At 68.3% G+C, this 18,397-nt stretch carries 16 protein-coding genes; 9 read left to right on the top strand and 7 right to left on the bottom strand.

Going from position 1 to position 18,397, the window contains the following annotated elements; genetic code table 11:
- Positions 1-5 precede the first annotated feature (5 nt).
- Positions 6-689 (top strand): 2-C-methyl-D-erythritol 4-phosphate cytidylyltransferase, encoded by a 684-nt coding sequence (locus tag R2707_16315; protein MEZ5246665.1) that lies wholly within the window; start codon positions 6-8, stop codon positions 687-689.
- Here R2707_16315 and R2707_16310 read toward each other — a convergent pair.
- A complete protein-coding gene (locus tag R2707_16310; GenBank protein ID MEZ5246664.1) occupies positions 680-2,875 on the bottom strand; it encodes a CDP-glycerol glycerophosphotransferase family protein in 2,196 nt (731 codons plus the stop codon). The genes R2707_16315 and R2707_16310 overlap by 10 nt on opposite strands.
- A gap of 119 nt (positions 2,876-2,994) precedes the next feature.
- On the opposite strand from R2707_16310, the gene R2707_16305 reads away from it, so the two are divergent.
- On the top strand, positions 2,995-4,233 hold the full coding sequence (locus R2707_16305) for a hypothetical protein (protein MEZ5246663.1): 1,239 nt from the start codon (positions 2,995-2,997) through the stop codon (positions 4,231-4,233).
- Here the strand turns inward: R2707_16305 and R2707_16300 are convergent.
- A complete protein-coding gene (locus R2707_16300) occupies positions 4,197-5,444 on the bottom strand; it encodes a hypothetical protein (protein MEZ5246662.1) in 1,248 nt (415 codons plus the stop codon). The two genes, R2707_16305 and R2707_16300, sit on opposite strands and share 37 nt — an antisense overlap.
- A gap of 86 nt (positions 5,445-5,530) precedes the next feature.
- On the opposite strand from R2707_16300, the gene R2707_16295 reads away from it, so the two are divergent.
- From R2707_16295 to R2707_16285, 3 genes are all read left to right on the top strand, one after another.
- A complete protein-coding gene (locus R2707_16295) occupies positions 5,531-6,865 on the top strand; it encodes a hypothetical protein (protein MEZ5246661.1) in 1,335 nt (444 codons plus the stop codon).
- 112 nt (positions 6,866-6,977) lie between these two features.
- Positions 6,978-8,606: an AAA family ATPase gene (locus R2707_16290; protein ID MEZ5246660.1), complete on the top strand. Its 1,629-nt coding sequence runs from the start codon at positions 6,978-6,980 to the stop codon at positions 8,604-8,606.
- A 17-nt stretch (positions 8,607-8,623) separates the two neighbouring features.
- Positions 8,624-9,463 (top strand): hypothetical protein, encoded by an 840-nt coding sequence (locus R2707_16285; protein ID MEZ5246659.1) that lies wholly within the window; start codon positions 8,624-8,626, stop codon positions 9,461-9,463.
- A gap of 1 nt (position 9,464) precedes the next feature.
- On the opposite strand, the gene R2707_16280 is transcribed toward R2707_16285, so the two are convergent.
- Positions 9,465-10,130 (bottom strand): lysophospholipid acyltransferase family protein, encoded by a 666-nt coding sequence (locus R2707_16280; protein ID MEZ5246658.1) that lies wholly within the window; start codon positions 10,128-10,130, stop codon positions 9,465-9,467.
- Positions 10,131-10,204: 74 nt separating this feature from the next.
- On the opposite strand from R2707_16280, the gene R2707_16275 reads away from it, so the two are divergent.
- Positions 10,205-11,413: an MFS transporter gene (locus tag R2707_16275; protein ID MEZ5246657.1), complete on the top strand. Its 1,209-nt coding sequence runs from the start codon at positions 10,205-10,207 to the stop codon at positions 11,411-11,413.
- On the opposite strand, the gene R2707_16270 is transcribed toward R2707_16275, so the two are convergent.
- On the bottom strand, positions 11,404-12,198 hold the full coding sequence (locus tag R2707_16270; protein ID MEZ5246656.1) for an SDR family NAD(P)-dependent oxidoreductase: 795 nt from the start codon (positions 12,196-12,198) through the stop codon (positions 11,404-11,406). The two genes, R2707_16275 and R2707_16270, sit on opposite strands and share 10 nt — an antisense overlap.
- Positions 12,199-12,210: 12 nt before the next feature.
- Entirely contained in the window at positions 12,211-12,672 is a 462-nt protein-coding gene (locus R2707_16265; GenBank protein MEZ5246655.1) for a hypothetical protein, read from the bottom strand.
- 65 nt (positions 12,673-12,737) lie between these two features.
- Between R2707_16265 and R2707_16260 the strand changes: the two genes are divergently transcribed.
- Complete coding sequence (locus R2707_16260) at positions 12,738-14,144, top strand: DHA2 family efflux MFS transporter permease subunit (GenBank protein ID MEZ5246654.1); 1,407 nt, start codon at positions 12,738-12,740, stop codon at positions 14,142-14,144.
- On the opposite strand, the gene R2707_16255 is transcribed toward R2707_16260, so the two are convergent.
- Positions 14,137-16,086 carry an NAD(P)/FAD-dependent oxidoreductase gene (locus R2707_16255; GenBank protein MEZ5246653.1) on the bottom strand — a complete coding sequence of 650 codons (1,950 nt, stop codon included), beginning with the start codon at positions 16,084-16,086 and terminating at the stop codon, positions 14,137-14,139. The genes R2707_16260 and R2707_16255 overlap by 8 nt on opposite strands.
- 85 nt (positions 16,087-16,171) lie before the next feature.
- Between R2707_16255 and R2707_16250 the strand changes: the two genes are divergently transcribed.
- Positions 16,172-16,393 (top strand): hypothetical protein, encoded by a 222-nt coding sequence (locus R2707_16250; protein MEZ5246652.1) that lies wholly within the window; start codon positions 16,172-16,174, stop codon positions 16,391-16,393.
- A gap of 1 nt (position 16,394) precedes the next feature.
- The gene (locus R2707_16245; protein ID MEZ5246651.1) at positions 16,395-17,849 is read left to right on the top strand and encodes an AarF/ABC1/UbiB kinase family protein; all 1,455 of its coding nucleotides are present in this window, start codon (positions 16,395-16,397) and stop codon (positions 17,847-17,849) included.
- Here the strand turns inward: R2707_16245 and R2707_16240 are convergent.
- Positions 17,846-18,391: a M48 family metallopeptidase gene (locus R2707_16240; protein MEZ5246650.1), complete on the bottom strand. Its 546-nt coding sequence runs from the start codon at positions 18,389-18,391 to the stop codon at positions 17,846-17,848. The two genes, R2707_16245 and R2707_16240, sit on opposite strands and share 4 nt — an antisense overlap.
- Positions 18,392-18,397 lie beyond the last annotated feature (6 nt).

Genomic DNA, 18,397 nt, shown 5'->3' with positions numbered 1-18,397 from the left:
CTCCCGTGGCGCTCGTGCTGGCCGCGGGCAAGGGAACCCGGGTCGGCGGCGATCGTCCGAAGCAGCTGTTGGACCTGCTGGGGCGGCCCATCGTGATCCACGCGCTCGATCAGCACCACCGGCTCGGCCACCATGTGGTCGTCGTCGTGTCCGAGTCGACCCATGAGCCGATCGCCGAGATGGTCGACGAGTTCCTCCCCGATGCCCCCATTCGCCTGGTCCGCGGCGGCGACACCCGCCGCGAGTCGGTGATGGCCGGCGTCGATGCCATCCCGCCGGCGACGCACCCGCACACCGGAGTGGTCCTGCGCAACGCGGCCTCGCCCAACACCCCCGATTCCGTCATCGAGGCGTGTATCGAGGGAATGAAGACGCACGACGGCATGCAGGCCTACGTGCCGAGCAACGAGACGACGTTCATCAGGGCCAACGACAACCTCGACTGGCTGATCGCGCGTGACGTCACCGGCTTCACGGTCGACCCGACCGTCTATCGCTGCGAACTCATCCGAGGTGTGGCCGAGCAGATGCGCACGGGTGGGCTCGGCGAGACGACACTCGACATCGCCCGCCGGCTCCACGCCAACATCGGTCTCGTCGAGAGTCCTCGTTCCAACTTCAAGCTCACCACCGCGCGAGACCTCCACCGGCTCGAGGTGGCCATGCTCGATCCCGCTGCCTACGACTGACGCACCCCGGACGAGCGGTCGGCGAGAAGCCTCCGCGCTTCACGGTTGAGCACCGCCCAGTGCACCCGACCCAGGGTGTTGAGCCCGATCCGGGTGGCGAACGCCCGTGCGCCCTGGCGCTGCGGCTCGCGTTGGCGTAGGTCGTGGTGCTGGCGGAGGACCTTCTCGACTTCGTGCAGGTCGGTCAGCGGAGCGAGGGGCGCGCAGACGCTGCGCAGCAACCACGGCTCCGGGGCGACGAGATGGAGCCCGGGACGGGCCACCCAGCGCGAGAGGAGCCCGGCCGCCATGACACGGGCGGCGGCGACATGGAGCGGAATGTCGACCAGCGGGCCGAAGTCGAACAACCAGAGGGTGCCGTCGTCGGACCAACCGATGTTCTTCGGGTCCATCCCCTTCCAGGTTCGGACCGTGTCGGGATCATCCTCCAGGCGACAGGCCAGGAGGATGTCGGCCATCGCCTGACCGACGCGCCGAGCGTCGGCCGCGCCCTTGCGGTGCCGGCGCGAGATCGACTCGAGGGTCGACATCTCGACGAAGGGCGAGACCGTGATCAATCGTTCGGGGATGCGGCCGACGACGGGAACGACGCGGACATCGCCGATTCGGTCGCCGACCGCGGCGAGCGCGGCTTCGTCGCCGTCGTACCCGCGCTCGTGGGACCGGCCGATGCGGTCGATGAACTGTTTCACGAAGAACCGGCCGTCGTCGTTCGAGGCGATGCCGACCCGCGACCAGTTGCGCTGGATGACCGACTCGATCACGAGCGGCGGATGGTCCGGAATCTCCAGCACCTCGCCGGGCTCGATGCCGCGACCCGCCGGGGCCGGTCGGGGGTCGGCCCCGGATCGGTCGGCGCCCGGGTCCGGTGCGCCCGGAGGGGCCGGTATCGCCAGCATCTCCTCGCGTGGCCGATCCGGGCGGTGTTGATGACGGTAGGGGAGCGACGGGTCCTCCTTGCCGTGGACGAGCGTCTCCAACACGGCGTCGACCACACGGGCCGACGCGTCACCCGGCGGATACGTGTGGAAGAGGTCGCGGAGTTGCTCGTAGCGCTCCCGGTGGGCGCCGAGTCCTTGGTCGCGGGCGGCGGTGAGGGCTGCGGTCAGCGCCGGTCCGTCGACACAGATCGGACCGACCGCGATCTCCTCGAGCCGATACATGAGCGGGCGAGCCCGCGTGAAGTCCTCGGCATCGGGCACGTAGTAGACGATCGGTCGCTCGAGCAGCATGAAGTCGAACGGCGCACTCGAGAAGTCCGTGATCATGCCGTCGGCGTGGGGGTAGGTCTCCGACGGGTCGATCATCGGGTCGACCATGCGGAGGTGCTCGGACCGGGTCACCTGGTCGGTTCCGAGGACCCCGCGGTCGGCGTCGACGAAGTGGAGCTTCACCGCGATGGTGATCCCGGCGTCGGCGGCTGCGGCGTCGAGCACATCCCAATCGAACGCCTGGCGTCCGAGGCCCTCGCGGAACGTGGGCAGGTAGATGAAGACGGGTCGGTCGTCGGGCACCTTGCGGCCGAATGTCGGGATGGCGGAGCGGTCCTGTATCGGCGACGCGAGCAGACGGTCGTGGCGTGCGAATCCGGTGATGCGGATGCGATCCGGCGGCACCCCGTACAACCACTCGCCCTGGCTCGCGTGAATCGGCGAGCACGACATGAGGAGGTCGGGGGTGGGTACGTGCCACGGGAGCAGGGTGCGCCACACCAGTCGCTGCAGCGGTGTGCCGTGGAAGAGCTTGTAGAGCCGGTGGCCGGGCGCGTCGATCGCCCGCTCGATCTTCTTGATCCCGATTCCGTGACGGAGGTGGACGAGTCGGGCACCACGCGAGAGCCAGAAGTTGATGTCCTTCGGGAGCGAGTCGTAGACGAAGACACCGGCCCGGGCGGCGAACCACATTCCGCCCGGTGACCACGCGGTGTAGCAGCGATGCCCCTCGGCCCGGAGCTGGTGCCGGATCGACCGTTCGTTGGTGATCCACGCCGTGCGGAGACCGTGCTCGGGGTGTTCGGCCAGATACGAGAACACGGCGCCGGCGTTGTCGCCGAATCGGTGGCCGCTCCAGCAGCCGAACGCCCACTGATCCATGCGCCGCGGGACGAAACCGACCAGCGCGTAGCCGAGGAACTGCAGAGGCCGCAGGAGGGTGAGCAGCGCTCGCTTCACGAGAGACGACGACATCCGCGGAGACGGTACCCCGCTTCGCTCCTGCGCCGAAAACCCTGGGAGAGGAGTCCCTGCTTCCACATGGGTCGTTTCGGCCATCGACGCCGGATCGTGAGATCGGTACAGTCCTCTCCGTGGAAACCGCACGAGCCGACGTCGCTCACCGCGACTCGCCGCCGCTCCGCTCGACGGCCTTCCGGCTCTATCTGGCCGCGGTGTTCCTGATGTCGCTGCAACTCGAGGTCGACGCCTTCAAGAGCGTCGCCGACACCCGTTTCCCGCCCGGCGACTTCCTGCTGCTGTTCTCGATCCTGCTCATGCCCGTCGCCGTGCGCGCCCGCCGCAGCCCGATCGCGCTGTTGCCGATCGCCATGGTCGGGGTCATGGCCTACGGCGTGCTGCTGGCGATCGTCTACGCCGGCAGCGTGTCCGACAGTGCGATCCAGGTGAAGCTGTTCGGCACCATCACCCTCGCGATCTGGTGCCTGGTGACGATCTACTACGTGCAGCAGGGCCAGGCCTGGCGAATCCTGCGGACCTGGACCAACGGCATGATCATCTGGGGGGCGGTCTCCTTCGTCGACTGGAAGTTCGTCGACTACGTCCCCGGCCTCGAAGCGAAGACACCCTCACGATTCGGCGGCATGCAGTTCGATCCCAACAACGCCGGCGCGGCCTACGCCGTGGTGGTGCTGGTGCTGTGGCGATACGGCCACCGCCTCTACCCCTCGTTGCTGACCCGGCTGGTCGCGCTGGCGCTCGGGTGCACGTTCCTCGGCTACACGTTCTCCCGAGGCGGCCTCATCGGCGCGGTGCTCAGCGCGGTGGTGGTCCTCGTCGTTTCGCGAGACGGCGTCAGTCGCCGGGCCCGGGCCGTCGCCGCCGCGTTCTTCGTGACCGGCATCGCCGTCCTCTCCGGGTATGCGGGCGAAGCCCTGGACAACTACACGGTGCGGCCCGACACCGTCAGCAGCCGCGACGCGGAAGCGGAGCGCGGCATCCAGGAACTGACCGACTCGTGGGGCCTGGGTATCGGCCTCGGGACCCACCTCGAGAACAATCCGCAGATCATCCACAACACGGCGATCTGGTTGACGGTCGAGATGTCGGTGATCGGACTGGGCTTCTTCATCGCGCTCGTGGCCGTCCCGATCGTGGTGACGATGCGCGGCCGTGGCCGCGATCCCGACCTGGCCATGGCGCTGCTCGCAGGACACCTGGCGATGATCGCCGCTTCGATCGGGATCGAGGCGATCATGCAGCGCCAGTGGTGGCTGCTGGTCGGTCTCTGCGCGTCGCCGTCGTTGCTGGCGCCCGACGACGCAACGGAGTTGCCTCAGACGGCGACGGGAGAGCGGCGCATCCTCGCGTAGCGGCGCCAGATGTCGAGCCCGCCGATCATGGTGCCGACGGCCAACCCGACGGTTCCCCACGTCACGCCGCTCAGGGCCACCCCGACGATGGGGAGCGTCAGCTGCGCCGCGGTGCCCACCGATCGCGCCCGCATGCTCTCGGCGGCGGCGTCGTTGATCCGCAGGGCGATCATCGCGCCCCGCCACACGCTCATACCGAGGAAGTGCAGTGTCATCGCGAGCAGGAGCCTGGTGCTGACGAGGTTGCGCTCGAGGTCCAACGGCCCGCCGATCAGGTCGAACTCGTTGATGAGGTAGAGCATCGCGGCCCAGCCCAAGGTGATCGTGCCGAGCACCGCGGAGACCACGGCGGGTACGACGGGCCGGACGACATGGATGCCGTGGCGGCGCACCTCGCGGGGCACGACGAACGACGACACCGCGCTGAGCACGACGCCGAGCGGTGAGAACAGCATGAGCGCAGTCGCCAGCGCACCGGCGGCTGCGTCCTCCCCTGCGACCTGCAGCGCCACGAGCGCGACGAACACGGCGATGCGCGCCATGAAGCTCTCGGCCCCCAGCCGGATCATCTGCGGGCCGGCCCGGTCCACCAGGGCTCGGATCTGCCCCGGGCCGCCGGTGAGTGCGCCGAGGATGGCGGGCGACCCTGCGATGGCCCCTCCGACCAGCCACACGGCGAGATGACCGTTCGGGGTCGCGTCCCAGACGGTCAGGCCGCAGACACCGCCGATCGCGACGACCGCCAGCCAGACCGTGTCGGACGCGAGGGCGCGGCCCGGGCGGCCGGCGGCGAACACCTGTGCGCGGTAGACGTACTGCGGCAGCATGAACGGTGACCCGACCGCCGCGATGATCAGCCCGGTCCGGAGGTCTCGATCGATGAAGGAGGCGCCCAGCAGGGGCAGCGAGAGTGCCGCACCGATCACGATGCACAGGCTCGCCGCACCGTTGCGCAGGCGTCGTGACTCCACGGAGTGGGGATGCGCGCTGGTGTGGACCAGTGTCGTCTCGCCGATCGACCCGTGGGCGAGCGTGATCATGAGCTGACAGACCTGGAACGAGATCGCGAAACGACCGTAGGAAGCGATGTCGCCACTCGCCAGCGCGAGTGCGTTGACCGCGAAGTTCGTGATGCTGGAGACGGCCTGGGACCCGATCACGGCGCCGATACGGCCGAGCCTCCTGGTGATCGGCATGCGGTGCTGTCCCACGAGTCGACAGAGTACGGGACCGGATCCCCTGCGCCAGCATGGAATCGTCCGGCTCACAATGGGACAGGTCACGCCGATGCTGCACCATGGCCAGCGATCGGAGAACATGGGCGCCCCTGGTCGCCGTTCTCACCGGTGTCGTCACCGTTGCACTGGTGGCGGTTGCCCTCCTCGACCAACATCGGTCGGAGCCGGCGATCAGCGAGCAGGCCGAGCGTGTCGTCGCCGAGATCGAGTCGCCGTCCACCACGTCGACCACGACCACGACGACCACGTCGACCACTTCAACGACCACGTCGACCACCACGACCACGATTCCGCCCTGTTGCGGTGAGGGTCATGTGGGGTTCCTGGCCCACGGCAACCCCGCGTTCACCCCGCTCTTCGAGACCGGCGAGTGGGAGTGGATGGAGGAGAACTACGACGGTCTCATCGTCTACAAGAACTACTGGAACCGCCACGTCGGCAAGGTCTCCGGCGAGTTCGTCTACAAGGACCTCATGGCGCTCTATGTCGATCCGGCCCGCGACACACGCCCGGCCGACCATCCGGACTGGGTGCTCAGGGAGGCCGACGGGACGCCCGTCTACATCGACTGGGGGTGTAGCGGCGGATGTCCGCAGTACGCCGCCTACATCGCCCACCCCGACTATCAGATCGACTTCATCGCGTCGGTCCAGGGTCTCGTGGACCTGGGCTACACCGGTCTGATGCTCGACGACGTGAACCTCCGATGGACGTTCTCCGATCGCTTCGGAGGCGATGCCGCGCCGATCGACCCTCGGACCGGCGCGCTCCTCACCCTCGAGGACTGGCAGCGAGACGTGGCCGACTTCGTGGAACGCATCCGGGCCACGTTCCCGGACCTGCGGATCATGCACAACGTCGTCTGGTTCAGCGACACGCCCGAGCAGACGAACGCCTCCGTGGATCGCCAGATCGCGGCCGCCGACATGCTCCAGCTCGAACGAGGCGGGACCGACCCGAACTTCATGGCGGGGTCGGGTCGCTTCGGTCTCCAGACGTTCCTGCGCTACATCGAGCGGGCCGATGCCCTCGGTACCGACGTCGTCCTGCTCGACGAGGGATCGGCGAGTCTCGATCTCCAGATCTTCAATCTGGCCGTGGCTCTGCTCGTGAACTCCGGCGGCGACCTGGTCAGTACCGAGAACGTCTCGTTGGTCCGCCCGTACGAGATGTGGTCGGGTTTCGACACGGACCTCGGCGATGCGCTCGGCGGTTGGTACGAATCCGACGGCGTGCTGCGCCGCGACTTCACCGGCGGCATCGTGCTGCTGAACGAGCCGACCCGGCCGACCGTCACCGTCGATCTCGATGTCGCCATGGTGACTCGGCGGGGCGAGCGCGTCACTTCGGTCACCCTCCCCGGGTTTCGGGCTGCCGTCCTGTCCTACGAGTGACGCCGCCGCGCACCGCCGTGTCCGGAGTTGGTCCGAATGGCCCCTGCAGTCGGGCAGTGGGCCGCTGCTACGATTCCGTCACGTGACGTCACGCGGTGAACGGTGATCCCCCATGCACGAAGCTGATCCAGAACTCGAGCTCGGCGACTATGTGTCGCTGATTCGGCGCCGATGGCGATGGATCGCGTTCACGGTCCTGATCATCGTGGGCGTCGTTGCCGCCATCACGGTCACGCGAGACGAGACCTACGAGTCGCGAGCTCGCATCGAGATCCTCACTGCGAACAACCAGGGCGTGTTCAACACACGTGAGGCCCAGTTGTTCCGCGTCGCGTCCGCCGAAGTCAGCTTCATGAGCACCGATTCGTTCGCACGGGCGGTCGACGACGCCGCCGGCAACGAGGTCGACTTCTCCGTCGAACCGGTGGTGCTGACCTCTGGTGAGGAGATCCAGGACGCCGCCCTGCTGCTGGTGACCGCACGGGGCGGGTCGGCGGCCGAGGCCCGAAACGGCGCCGATGTCGTCGTCGACGTCTATCTGAGCGAGCGGGTCCAGCGAGACATCGTGTCGGCCGAGAAAGAACGCGAGGCGCTGGTCGCCACACGTGACGGGCTCGTCGCCGAGCGTCTCGCCGCCTACGAGGTGATCTCCGCCGCGGCCGCAGAGGTCAACCAGGCCGTCGACCCGGTGGCCCGGGCCGAGGCGCAACTCCGCCTCGACGCCGCGACGCGAGAGAACAACGCGATCATCCAGGATCTCTCGAGCCGCATCGGTGCGATCAATGTCCGTATCGGCCAGAGCGACACCCGCCTCGGCATTCTTGCCGACGAGAATTCGGTGGCTCGGCGGGTCAGTTCGGCAGTGTTGCCGAAGGAACCCGTGTCGCCCGACGTGCCTCGCAACATCCTGGTCGCCGTCGTCGTCAGCCTCGTGCTGGGTGTGATCCTCGCGATCCTTCGCGACCTGCTCGATCCGAAGGCCCACGACGGTGCGGGTCTCGCCCGTCTCGTCGACATCCCCGTCATGGCCACCATCGGTGAGATCCGCAGCCAGCGCGGAGCGCCCGGGCGGGTGCGGCGCTTTCAGGATCTCTCGGCCGAGGAATCGAGCGGCTATCAGGTACTGCTCAACTCGTTGTGGTTGACCAATGTCGGTGATCCGCTCCAGAGCATCGTCTTCACCTCCGACCGACCGTCGGTCGGCAAGACCCAGACCGTCGTCAACCTCGCGCAGGCCGAGGCCGCGCGCGGGACCCGCGTGCTGGTCATCGACTCCGACTTCGTGAATCCCGGCGTGGCCTCCCGGCTCGGTCTGGGCCAATCCGAACTCGGTCTCGTCGACCTGCTCGACGGCGGCGCCGCGATCGAGCACGTCGCCCGTGCGTCGGAGATCGACAACGTGCACATCATCGATGCTCATGGCATCGTCGACACCCACGGCCCTGCCGGGTCCGGTGAGCTGCTCCGGTCGGATCGGTTCGCGGCCATCCTCGCCGAGCTCTACTCCCGCTACGACCTCATCCTGATCGACTCGCCTCCGACCCTGAGCACATCCGACTCCCGGCTCATCGCCTCGCAGGCCGATGCCGTGGTCGTCGTCTACGACCCGGCGGTGTCACGCCGAGAAGAACTGCAGCGCACCATCGACCTGTTGCGCAGTGCCCGCGCCAACCTGATCGGCCTCGTCGCCAATCGGTCGCGGGCGTCGCACCCCGTCTACCTCTCCGCCCGAGAACGCTGAGCACGAAAGGAACTCCTGTGACCGCTGTGGACGACAACTCTCTCGATGCCGGTGAATGGGGTGCCTTCGTGGCTCGCGCCGTGCAGGACATCCGTCGAGAGCTCGGCGAAGCCGCCGCGAATCGGGTGGCGACCTCGCTGCGCTCCCAGCGGGCCGATGCGATGGATGCGGCCAACGAAGAGCTGCGAGCGACTCGGGCGATGCTCGAAGCCGCCAAGGAGGAAGTCGCCGAGGCGCAGCGGGCCCACGGGCGGCTGCAGGCCGATCTGGCCCGCATGCACACCGCCGTGCGCGAAGCGAAGGACGAAGCGCTGCGGATCCGTTCCGATGCCGCCGACCATCTCGCCCAACGGAGGGCCGAGGTCGATGCGGCAGCCGAAGCGGAATCCCGTCGGATCGCGGCAGCCTGGGAAGAGCTGCGTGCCGAGGAAGCCGCCGTCGCTGCTCGCCGCTCCGAGTTGCTGGGGCTCGACGAGCTGGCCGGCCGTCGCCTGGCCGAGGTCGCGGCTGCGGAAGCAGAGCTCGACGAGTTGCGCCGGTCGATCGAGTCGGAGCGGGTCGAAGCCCAGCGGCTGGTCGAGGAAGCCATCGCGAAGCTCGACGAGGTCGAGACGGAATCCGACAGCGACACCGCCGCGGGTGACCACACCGAATCGGTCGACGACGTCGTCGATCTTCGCGACACGATCGACCTTCGAGCGGCGGCCCTCGACGAACGGGAGGCGGAGCTCGTCGAGTGGGAGGCCGAGCTGGTGGCCAAGACCCAGGGTCTCGAGCGGCGAATTGCGACCGCAGCGCCGCGGCTCCCGGGCGACAATCCTGCCGGCTGGGGCCGTCGCCCTCGCCTGACTCGCTGAACTACGCCTCGGCGATCGCGAGATACTCAGCGATCATCTTGCGGGTCTCGGCGATGATCTCGTCGTCGCTGCGACCCTCGATCGTCACGATCTTGCCGGTGTGGACCTCGACCTTCGCGCGGCCCCGCCACGGAAGGCGCGGGAACTTCCCCCGGCTGCGCCAGATGTGTTCGGTGTTCACGAGGGCGATCGGCAAGATGTCGGCGTTGGCAGCGCGGGCGATCTCGACGAAGCCCGGGCGGATGTCGCCGAGCCCGTCGGCGGCGCGACGCTCGGGTGGAACGATCTTCCCTTCGATCATCACGGCGACGGGCCGGTCGGCCTCGAGTGTCTCCTTCGCGATGTCGATCGACGCGCGCTTGCCGTCGCCGGCGGGAATGCAACCGATGGTCCGCAGGAACCTGCCCGCTCCCGGTGTCTCGAAGTACTTCGCCCGGACCAGACAACGGGCCGGGAGTTGGTAGTGGGCGAGCGCCTCGACCGCGACGAACACGTCGGAGAGGCTGCGATGGTTCGCCACCATGACGAGCCGTTGCGGGAAGCCGGGTTCGAGGTCGGCGGGGTGGTACGAGATCTTGCGGAGCAGGTGGCCGAGCCGACGCACCCGTCGGGCCCACTTGTAGAAACGACGGATGTCGGCGGTCTGCTGGTCGGGGTCGACGGTCACGAACTGTGTCTAGCGCCGCGATGGCGGCCAACGCAGGATCGTGCTGATCCGACCCGAGGCTCTACCGTGCGGAGGTGACCGAGCGCGTCTACACACCACGGGTTCTCGCGTTGTTCGTCGCCGGCATCGCGTACTTCACCGTTGCGGGTGTCTCGTTCCCGGTACTGCCCCGATTGGTGGAGGACGAGCTCGGTGGATCGAAGACCGACATCGGTCTCGCGTTCGCCACCTTCGCGCTCGGGATGCTCCTCGTGCGCCCGGTCGCCGGGGTCCTGTCGGATCGCATCGGTCGTCGGCCGCTGATGATCGGAGGCGCGGTCGGCATCGCGGTGTTCCAGCTCCTGCACGTGCCCGCAGCGGAGACGGGCGCGCTCTGGGCGCTGCTCCTGGTGCGGATCGGCACAGGAGCGTTCAGCTCGGTGATGTATCTCGCACAGGCGACGACGGCCACCGAGTTGCCACCTCCGGAGCATCGGGCCAGGGTCTTCTCCACCTTCTCGGTTGCCGTCTTCGTCGGGTTCGCGATCGGGCCGATCGCGGGTGAGACCGTGTTGCAGGCGCACGGATTCACCTGGGCATTCGCGATGGCCGCCTCGTTCGCCTTCCTCTCCGCCCTGGTCGCGCTGACCCTCCCGGAGACCAAGCCCGACGAGGTGCGACCGGCCGAGGGTCTGCGCGATGTCTTCCACCCGATCGCGGCGCGGATCGGCTTCGTCAACCTCTTGATCTTCGTCGCCTTCATGGGCTTCAACGGGTTCATCCAGGACTACAGCGAGGAGTTCGGGATCGAGGAAGCGAAGTGGCTGTTGCTCACCTATTCGGGGACCACCCTCGTGCTCCGTCTCGTCGGCGGGTGGGTGATCGACCGATTCGATCGCCGCAACCTCGCGACGGTCGCCCACCTGACGGTCGCCGGCGGTGCCGTCGTGCTCGCCACGGCGACGACTGCGAGCCAGCTCTACGTCGGCGCGTTCGTCATCGCGATCGGGATGGCCTGGAACGTTCCCCTGCTCGTCCTGATCGCGGTCGATTCCGCGGACGCGGCCGACCGTTCGAAGGTCGTCGCGACCGTCTCGACCTTCGGCGACTTCGCCAACTCCGCCGGGGCGCTGTTCCTGGGTCTGATCGCCGACGCCGCCGGCTACGAGGGCATGTACTTCACCGTGGCGGGTGCCGCGTTGCTGGCCGTCGCGCTGATGCGGAGCCGCTTCATGGCGCCGGTCACCGGGCTACGCCGTCAGCCGCTCACTTCGCCGGTCGTCGCCATGGTCGATCAGAGCTGAAAGCCGCCGTCGACCCCGATGACCTGGCCGGTGATCGCTCCGCCGGCCGGCGACGCGAGGAGCACCGCGAGTGGGCCGAGCTCCTCGGGTTCGAGGATCCGGCCCTGCGCCGAGTCGCCGGCCGCTGCGGCCCGGGCCTGTTCGACGGTCGTCCCGCGGGCGCGGGCGAGCTTCTCGAAGTCGATCAGTGAGGTGTTGGTCCATCCGGGGCAGAGACAGTTCGCCGTGATGGCGTGGGGGCCGGTGATCTTCGCGAGCTGGGTGGTGAAACCGACGAGGCCGTGCTTGGCCGTGGTGTAGGCCCAGGAAGAGGCGGCGCGTCGTGAGGCGCCCGAGCCGATCGAGATCACCCGTCCGTAGCCCTGGTCACGCATGTGGGGTAGCGCTGCGTGGGTGATCCAGAACGCCGAGGTGAGGTTCAGGGTCAGCACGGCCTCGATGGCGTCCATGTCGCCCTCGAACGGGTCCTGACTTCCGGGGGCGGTCCCGCCGACGTTGTTGACGAGGATGTCGATCCTGCCGAAGGTGTCGAGCGCGGTCTCGACCGGAAGGATCGCCGAGGTGCGTTCGGTCGCGTCGGCGACCACCCCGACGGCTCGACCGCCCTGCGCCTCGATCGTCGACGTGACCTCGTCGAGCTCCGTGGCGGTGCGTGAGCTGACGACGACGGCCGCTCCGGCCGCGGCCATTGCCGACGCGAGGGCGCGACCGATGCCGCGGCCCCCGCCGGTGACGACCGCGACGCGGTGATCGAGTGGCCCGGCGACCGAGGCGGGATGGGACATCAGCGAGGTTGCTCAGCCGCCGTGGGCGGTCGTGGCGATGTCGATCACGTCGCTGTAGAAGATGAGGGGAACGAAGAAGGCCGCGCCGGCGATCACGATCGTGAGCATGAGGACGGTGCGCGACGACCCGGGGCCCGAGGCGATGGTCAACGCGACCGCGGCGACGAGCCCGATCACGGCCAACCACATCTTGGTGGTGACGGTGTCTCGGTCGAGGCGTGAACCGTCGGTGTTGGCCGCGATCGTCGCCCGGTCCTCGGGCTGGCAGATCCCACAGTTGGCACCCACACCGGTGGGATAGCGTTCGGGATTCTGCGCCACGATCTGCTCGACGATGTCGTCGGCGTCGCTGGCCTCGATCCAGGTGAGGAGTCCGTCGACGGCCATCAGGCCGAGGACGAGCATGATCACGGCAACGACGATGCCGCGTCGGGGCCCATCGAGGAGCGGTGTCGGATTGACGGTCGAGGTCATGTCGATCCAGGGTACGACCACCGACGGGCTCGGGAGAGGCATTCCCCGGCTACGGTTCCGCAACGATGGACTCGCCGACCGCGCCGCATCCCGTCGAGGTGTCCCGCGAGGCGTGGCTGGCGCTTGCCGTCGCCACGTCGGCCGCGTTCCTGGTCGTCATCGACGTCTCGGTGGTGAACGTCGCGCTTCCGTCGATCTCGACGGATTTCGAGGCGACGACGACGCAGTTGTCGTGGGTGGTGTCGGGCTACAACATCGCGCTCGCGTCACTCCTCCTGCTCGCCGGGCGACTCGCCGATCGGCGGGGGCGGCGTCGGATGTTCATGACCGGGATCATCGGCTTCCTGGCCGGATCGGCGCTGTGCGGTATGGCGCCCGACGCCGATGCCCTGATCGCCGCCCGGGTCATCCAAGCCGTCGGCGGTGCGCTGCTCACGCCGGCGTCGCTCGCCATGGTCCTGCCCCAGTTCCCGCTCGCGAAACGCGGCGTCGCCATCGGCGTGTGGGGTGCGATGGGGGCGCTCGGCGCCGCCTTCGGTCCGTCGGTCGGTGCCCTGCTCATCGAGGCGTCGAGCTGGCGGTTGATCTTCCTGATCAATGTGCCGATCGGCCTGCTCGTGGTCGCGGCCGCCGCTCGCTTCGTGCCGGAGTCGCGCGACGAGGCGGCCACCGGGCCGCTCGATCTGATCGGGGTGCCGGTCGGCGTGGCCGGCGTGGCCCTCGTGATGTGGGGAATCATCCGGGCCGAGGAGTACGGGTGGGCCGACGGTTCGGTGCTCGGCCTGGTGGCCGTCGGCCTGGCGTTGATGCCGGTGGTGGTGTGGCGCTCGGCCCGTCATCCGGGCCCGCTGCTGGACCTCAGCCTCTTCCGGGCCCGATCGTTCTCCGTGGCGATCGCCGCGTTCTGGTTCTATTCGCTCGGCTTCACCGCGGGCTTCCTGCTCAACAGCTTCATGCTCCAGCGCTTGTGGGGGATGAGCGTGCTCGCCACCGGTTTCGCCCTGACGCCGGGACCGATCGTCGGTGCGCTCTCGTCGGCGCCGTTCGGCAGCCTGTCGGATCGTGTCGGCCATCGTTGGGTCGTGGCCGGCGGCGCGTTGCTGTGCAGCGCGTCGTATCTCTGGTGGCTGCTGCTCGTCGGGACGGAGCAGGAGTACGTCCGCGTGTTCCTCCCGGCCAGCCTCACCCTCGGCCTCGGTGTCGGTGCGACGATCGCGGGGTTGCAGAGCGCAGCGATGTCGGAGATCGCGCCGCACCAGTTCGCGAGCGCCAACGCGAGCACCCGCACCACCCAGCAGATCGGCTACGCGATCGGCATCTCGGCGGTCCTCACACTGGTGGCCGATCTCGACCTCGCCGGCTTCCGGTCCGGCTACGCCTGGGTGGTGGGCGCCTTCGCCGTGGCCGCGCTGGTCATCGCGACCTTCTATCCCTCGGGCTCGGCCGCGAGCCGCACCGCGGCGACTACGTGAACACGTAGTGGTCGGGGTCGGGGGCCTTCGTCCACTGTTGGTAGTTGTGGATCGGCCACGGCGAGAGCGTGAAGATCTGGCCGGAGGGATTCTTGAAATGGGTGTGCTGGATCGACCAGTGCGACCAGACCATCTGGTGGATCTCGGAGTTGCGGCGGGCCTCGAACTCGTCGTGGACCTCCTGCTTGGGCTCCATCGTGCGATGGCCGCCGGCGAGGAGCTGCTCGATGCAACCCATGATGTAGGTGATCTGGCACTCCGAGTGGAAGATCAGGCTGCCGCCGTGGGCCAGGTTGGTGCCGGGCCCGTACATGCAGAACAGGTTGGGGAACTCGGGCACGGTGATGCCGAGAAAGGCGGTGGGTTCGTCGCCCCAGTGCTCGGACAGCGTCTTGCCGCCGCGGCCCTTGATCTCCATCGGCCACAGGAACCGGTTGTGATGGAAGCCGGTGGCGTAACAGATGATGTCGGCCTCGTGCAGGACGCCGTCGACGGTCCGCACGCCGTTGGCCTCGATGCGCTCGATGCCGGTGCGGACCAGATCGACGTTGTCGCGGGTCAGGCACTTGAGCCATGACCCGTTGTCCTGCAGCGTGCGCTTGCCCGTTGCCGGATAGTCGGGGATCACCTGTTCGAGCAGTTCGGGCGCATCGGCGAGCTGTTCGCGCATCCAGCCTTCGAAGACCTGGCGGGTCGCCGCGTTGCGGTCGCTGACGGCGAGGCCGTCGCTGTCGTCGTAGTTCGGATCGATGCGGGAGTTGGACAGGTCGCCGCCGGAGCCGGGCCAGAACTGGAGGAAGCGGAACCAGCGGCCGAAGAACGGCAGGTGACGCAGCGCCCACTTCTGCCCCTCCGGCACCTTCTCGTGATAGTTCGGGTTGGGGAACATCCATTGTGCGGTGCGCTGGAACACCGTGAGGTGCTCGACATCCGGGGCGATCGTCGGCGCGATCTGGAAGCCGCTGGCCCCCGCGCCGACGAGCGCGAACTTCTTGCCGGAGTAGTCGACCGAATGGTCCCACCGGGTCGAGTGGAACGACGGACCCTCGAAGTCGTCGATGCCCGCGATGTCGGGCATCTTGGCCCGGTTGAGCGAACCGACCGCGCTGATGAGCGCCCGCGCGACCAGCGTGTCCTCGTTGCCCTGCGCGTCACGAACGACGACCGACCATCGGCCGCTCGCCTCGTCGAGGGTGGCCCGCACGACCTCGGTGTCGAACCGGCAGTGCTCGTCGATCCCGTGGTTCTCCATGACGTTCTGGAAGTAGCGCTGGAGCTCGGGCTGTTGCGAGAAGTACTCGGTCCAGTGATCCGACGGCTCGAACGAGTAGCAGTAGAAGTGGCTGCCGACATCGACGCGTGCACCCGGGTAGCTGTTCTCCCACCAGGTACCGCCGGGGCCACCGTTCTTCTCGATGATGGTGAAGGGGATCCCCGCCTCCTGCAGACGCAGGCCGGCGAGCAGGCCCGACTGGCCGCAGCCGATGACGACCACCGGGAACTCGGCCCGGGCCTCGGCCGGCACGTCGTCGGCCCACGCGATCCGGTTGACATCGGTGTCGCCCAGCCCCATCTCGTCGAGCATCATCGGCACGACGTCGTCGGGGATCTCGTCGCAGCCGACGAAGTTCATCATCTCGTGGAGCAGCTCGGCATCGGGCTGCTCCACAGGGAGCACACAACCGCCGTCGCGGTACTTGATGATCTCGGGGAGAGCGCGCCGGCGGACCTCGGCCTTCGACTCTTCGTCCATGAACCCCTGGTACTCGTTGAGGAACAAGCCGACGGGCCGGAGATCACCACGGACCCATGCCGGATCGCCGGTGATGTGGACCATCGTGCACAGCAGCGTCGGGATGCTGACCTCCTCGAGCGCAGCGGCGATCGCCTCGTCGCTGTCGGTGAAGGGGAGGCCGGCATGGGGATGGCGGGCAGCGTTCATGGTGCCACTCTGCCGCGGTCTGCACCGGCGTGGCCAAACTGTCGGGCGGCCAGCGAAGGCGCCGGGTGTGGCTAGCCTCACCGGCATGCACGAGTCCGACACCCCCGATCCCGTCGCTCCCGACACCACGGCCGTCGACGGCCCGGTCGAGGACACCGCCGACCGCGACGGTGTGCTCGACGGGTTCGCGACCGACCTCGACAACGTCGCCGCGGCGCTCGACGCGCTCGATGCCGACGATCTCGACACCGCCGAGGCGCTCGTCGCCGGCCTCGAGACCGCCGACACCGACACCGAACCAGCCTGACATGAAGAAGCCGGTCGTCGGCCTGCTCGGGCTGGTCGGCCTGGTGCTCGGGACGCGGGTGTGGTGGCGGCGCAACCGCGATGCCGGTTCGCCGATCCGCGCGGTGAGCCGCGGTCATCGACGCGTCGAGATGGGCCGCCTCGTGGCGCGTCGGGCCGCCGACCGCGGATTCACCACGGCGCGGTCGCGGCTCGCGTCCGACGAGACCCGGCGCCGGCTCCGAGCCGAACTCGAACGGCGCGAGGCCCACGATGTCGTGTCGGCGCTCGGCGAGATGAAAGGCGCCCTGATGAAGCTCGGCCAGATGGCGAGCTATCTCGACGAGGGGATGCCCGAACCGATGCGGCAGGCGCTCGCGACGTTGCGTTCCGACGCGCCGCCGATGCCGTCCGACCTCGCCCTCACCGAGATCGAGCGGTCACTCGGGCGCCCGTTGCACGAACTCTTCACCGACATCGATGCGACACCGCTCGCTGCGGCGTCGATCGGCCAGGTGCACCGGGCGACCACGATCGACGGTCGAGAGGTGGCGGTGAAGGTGCAGTACCCGGGCATCGCCGAGGCGATCGCCGCCGACCTCGACAACACCGAGCGTCTCGCGATGCTGCTCGGGATGGTCTATCCCGGGCTCAACCCCGACGAGTTGGTCGAGGAGCTGCGCGAGCGGATCAGCGAGGAACTCGACTACGAGAACGAGGCGAGGAACCAGAAGATCTTCGCCGACTACTACGCGGGGCATCCCCACATCTGGGTGCCGGCGGTCCACGACGACCTCACCACGACGAATGTGCTGACCACCGAGTTCGTCCCCGGGCGGCCCTTCGAGACGATCTACGACGCCGACATCGAGGAGCGCGAGCGGGTCGCCGAGATCGTCTACCGCTTCGTGTTCCGCAGCCTCAATCGGCAGTACGTGTTCAACGGCGATCCCCATCCCGGCAACTATCTGCTGGCCGACGACGGTCGCGTGGCCTTCCTCGACTTCGGCCTCGTCAAACACTTCGCGGCCGAGGAGGTCGACCAGTTCGCCGTCCTCATCCGGGCGATGATCGATCGTGACCCGGCGGTGTTTCGGGCCGCGGCCGAGGCGCAGGAAGTGCTCCGGCCCGGCGCGCCCTTCGAGGACCAGGAGATCTTCGACTGGTTCGCGGCCTACTACGAGCTGATCCTCGACGACGAGCCGGTCACCGTGACCACCGAGTACAGCGCGCGTCTGCTCTACCAGACCTTCGACGCCCGGACCCACGACATCCTCCGCCACACCAACGTGCCGCCCACCTTCGCGCTGATCCAGCGCATCAATCTCGGACTGTTCTCGATCCTCGGCCAGCTCGGGGCGACGGCCAACTGGCGGGCGATCTCCGAGGAGCTCTGGGTGTGGACCGATGCGCCACCGAGCACGCCGATGGGGGAGCAGGAGGCGGCCTGGGCCGCGGCCAAGGCCGCGAACGACTAACCGGCCGCGTCGAGATCGTCGAGGTCGTCGAAGCGGCCGCGCTGGTCGGTGGTGGTCGCGATCGGCTCGACCGGTTCGAGGCGGTCGAGCCGATCGCCGACCGCCATCAGGTAGCCGATGGCCCGTTCGGCCAGGGGATTGCGATTGACGAGGGCGTCGAAGGCCGGTGAGTGGTCGGCCACTTCGAGGTGGGCGAGCTCGTGGACGATGACATGGTCGAGGACCCAGGGCGGCACGTCGACCAGCCGATCGGAGATGCGGATGTCGCCGCTGTGCACCGAGCACGAACCCCACCGTTGGCGTTGGGTCTTCGACCAACGGATCGACTCGGGCGTGGGGAGGTCGAACCGTCGGGCCAACATCGCGGCGCGGGCATCGAGGTCGATCGCGTGGGAGCGACGTTCCTGTTCGATGCGTTCGACGACGTCCTTCACGAACTTGTGCTCGTCGGCCTCGGACATCCAGGCGGGAATGCGCACCCGGATCACGCCCTCGACGATGCGGGCCGAGACGGTCTTCACCCGTCGCTCGGAGCGAATCACCTCGAC

The organism is Acidimicrobiales bacterium, assembly GCA_041394245.1.
GTDB lineage: Bacteria > Actinomycetota > Acidimicrobiia > Acidimicrobiales > Aldehydirespiratoraceae > JAJRXC01.
The sequence above is the reverse complement of the archived record's forward strand: the minus strand, read 5'-3'. Positions and strand labels throughout refer to the sequence as shown.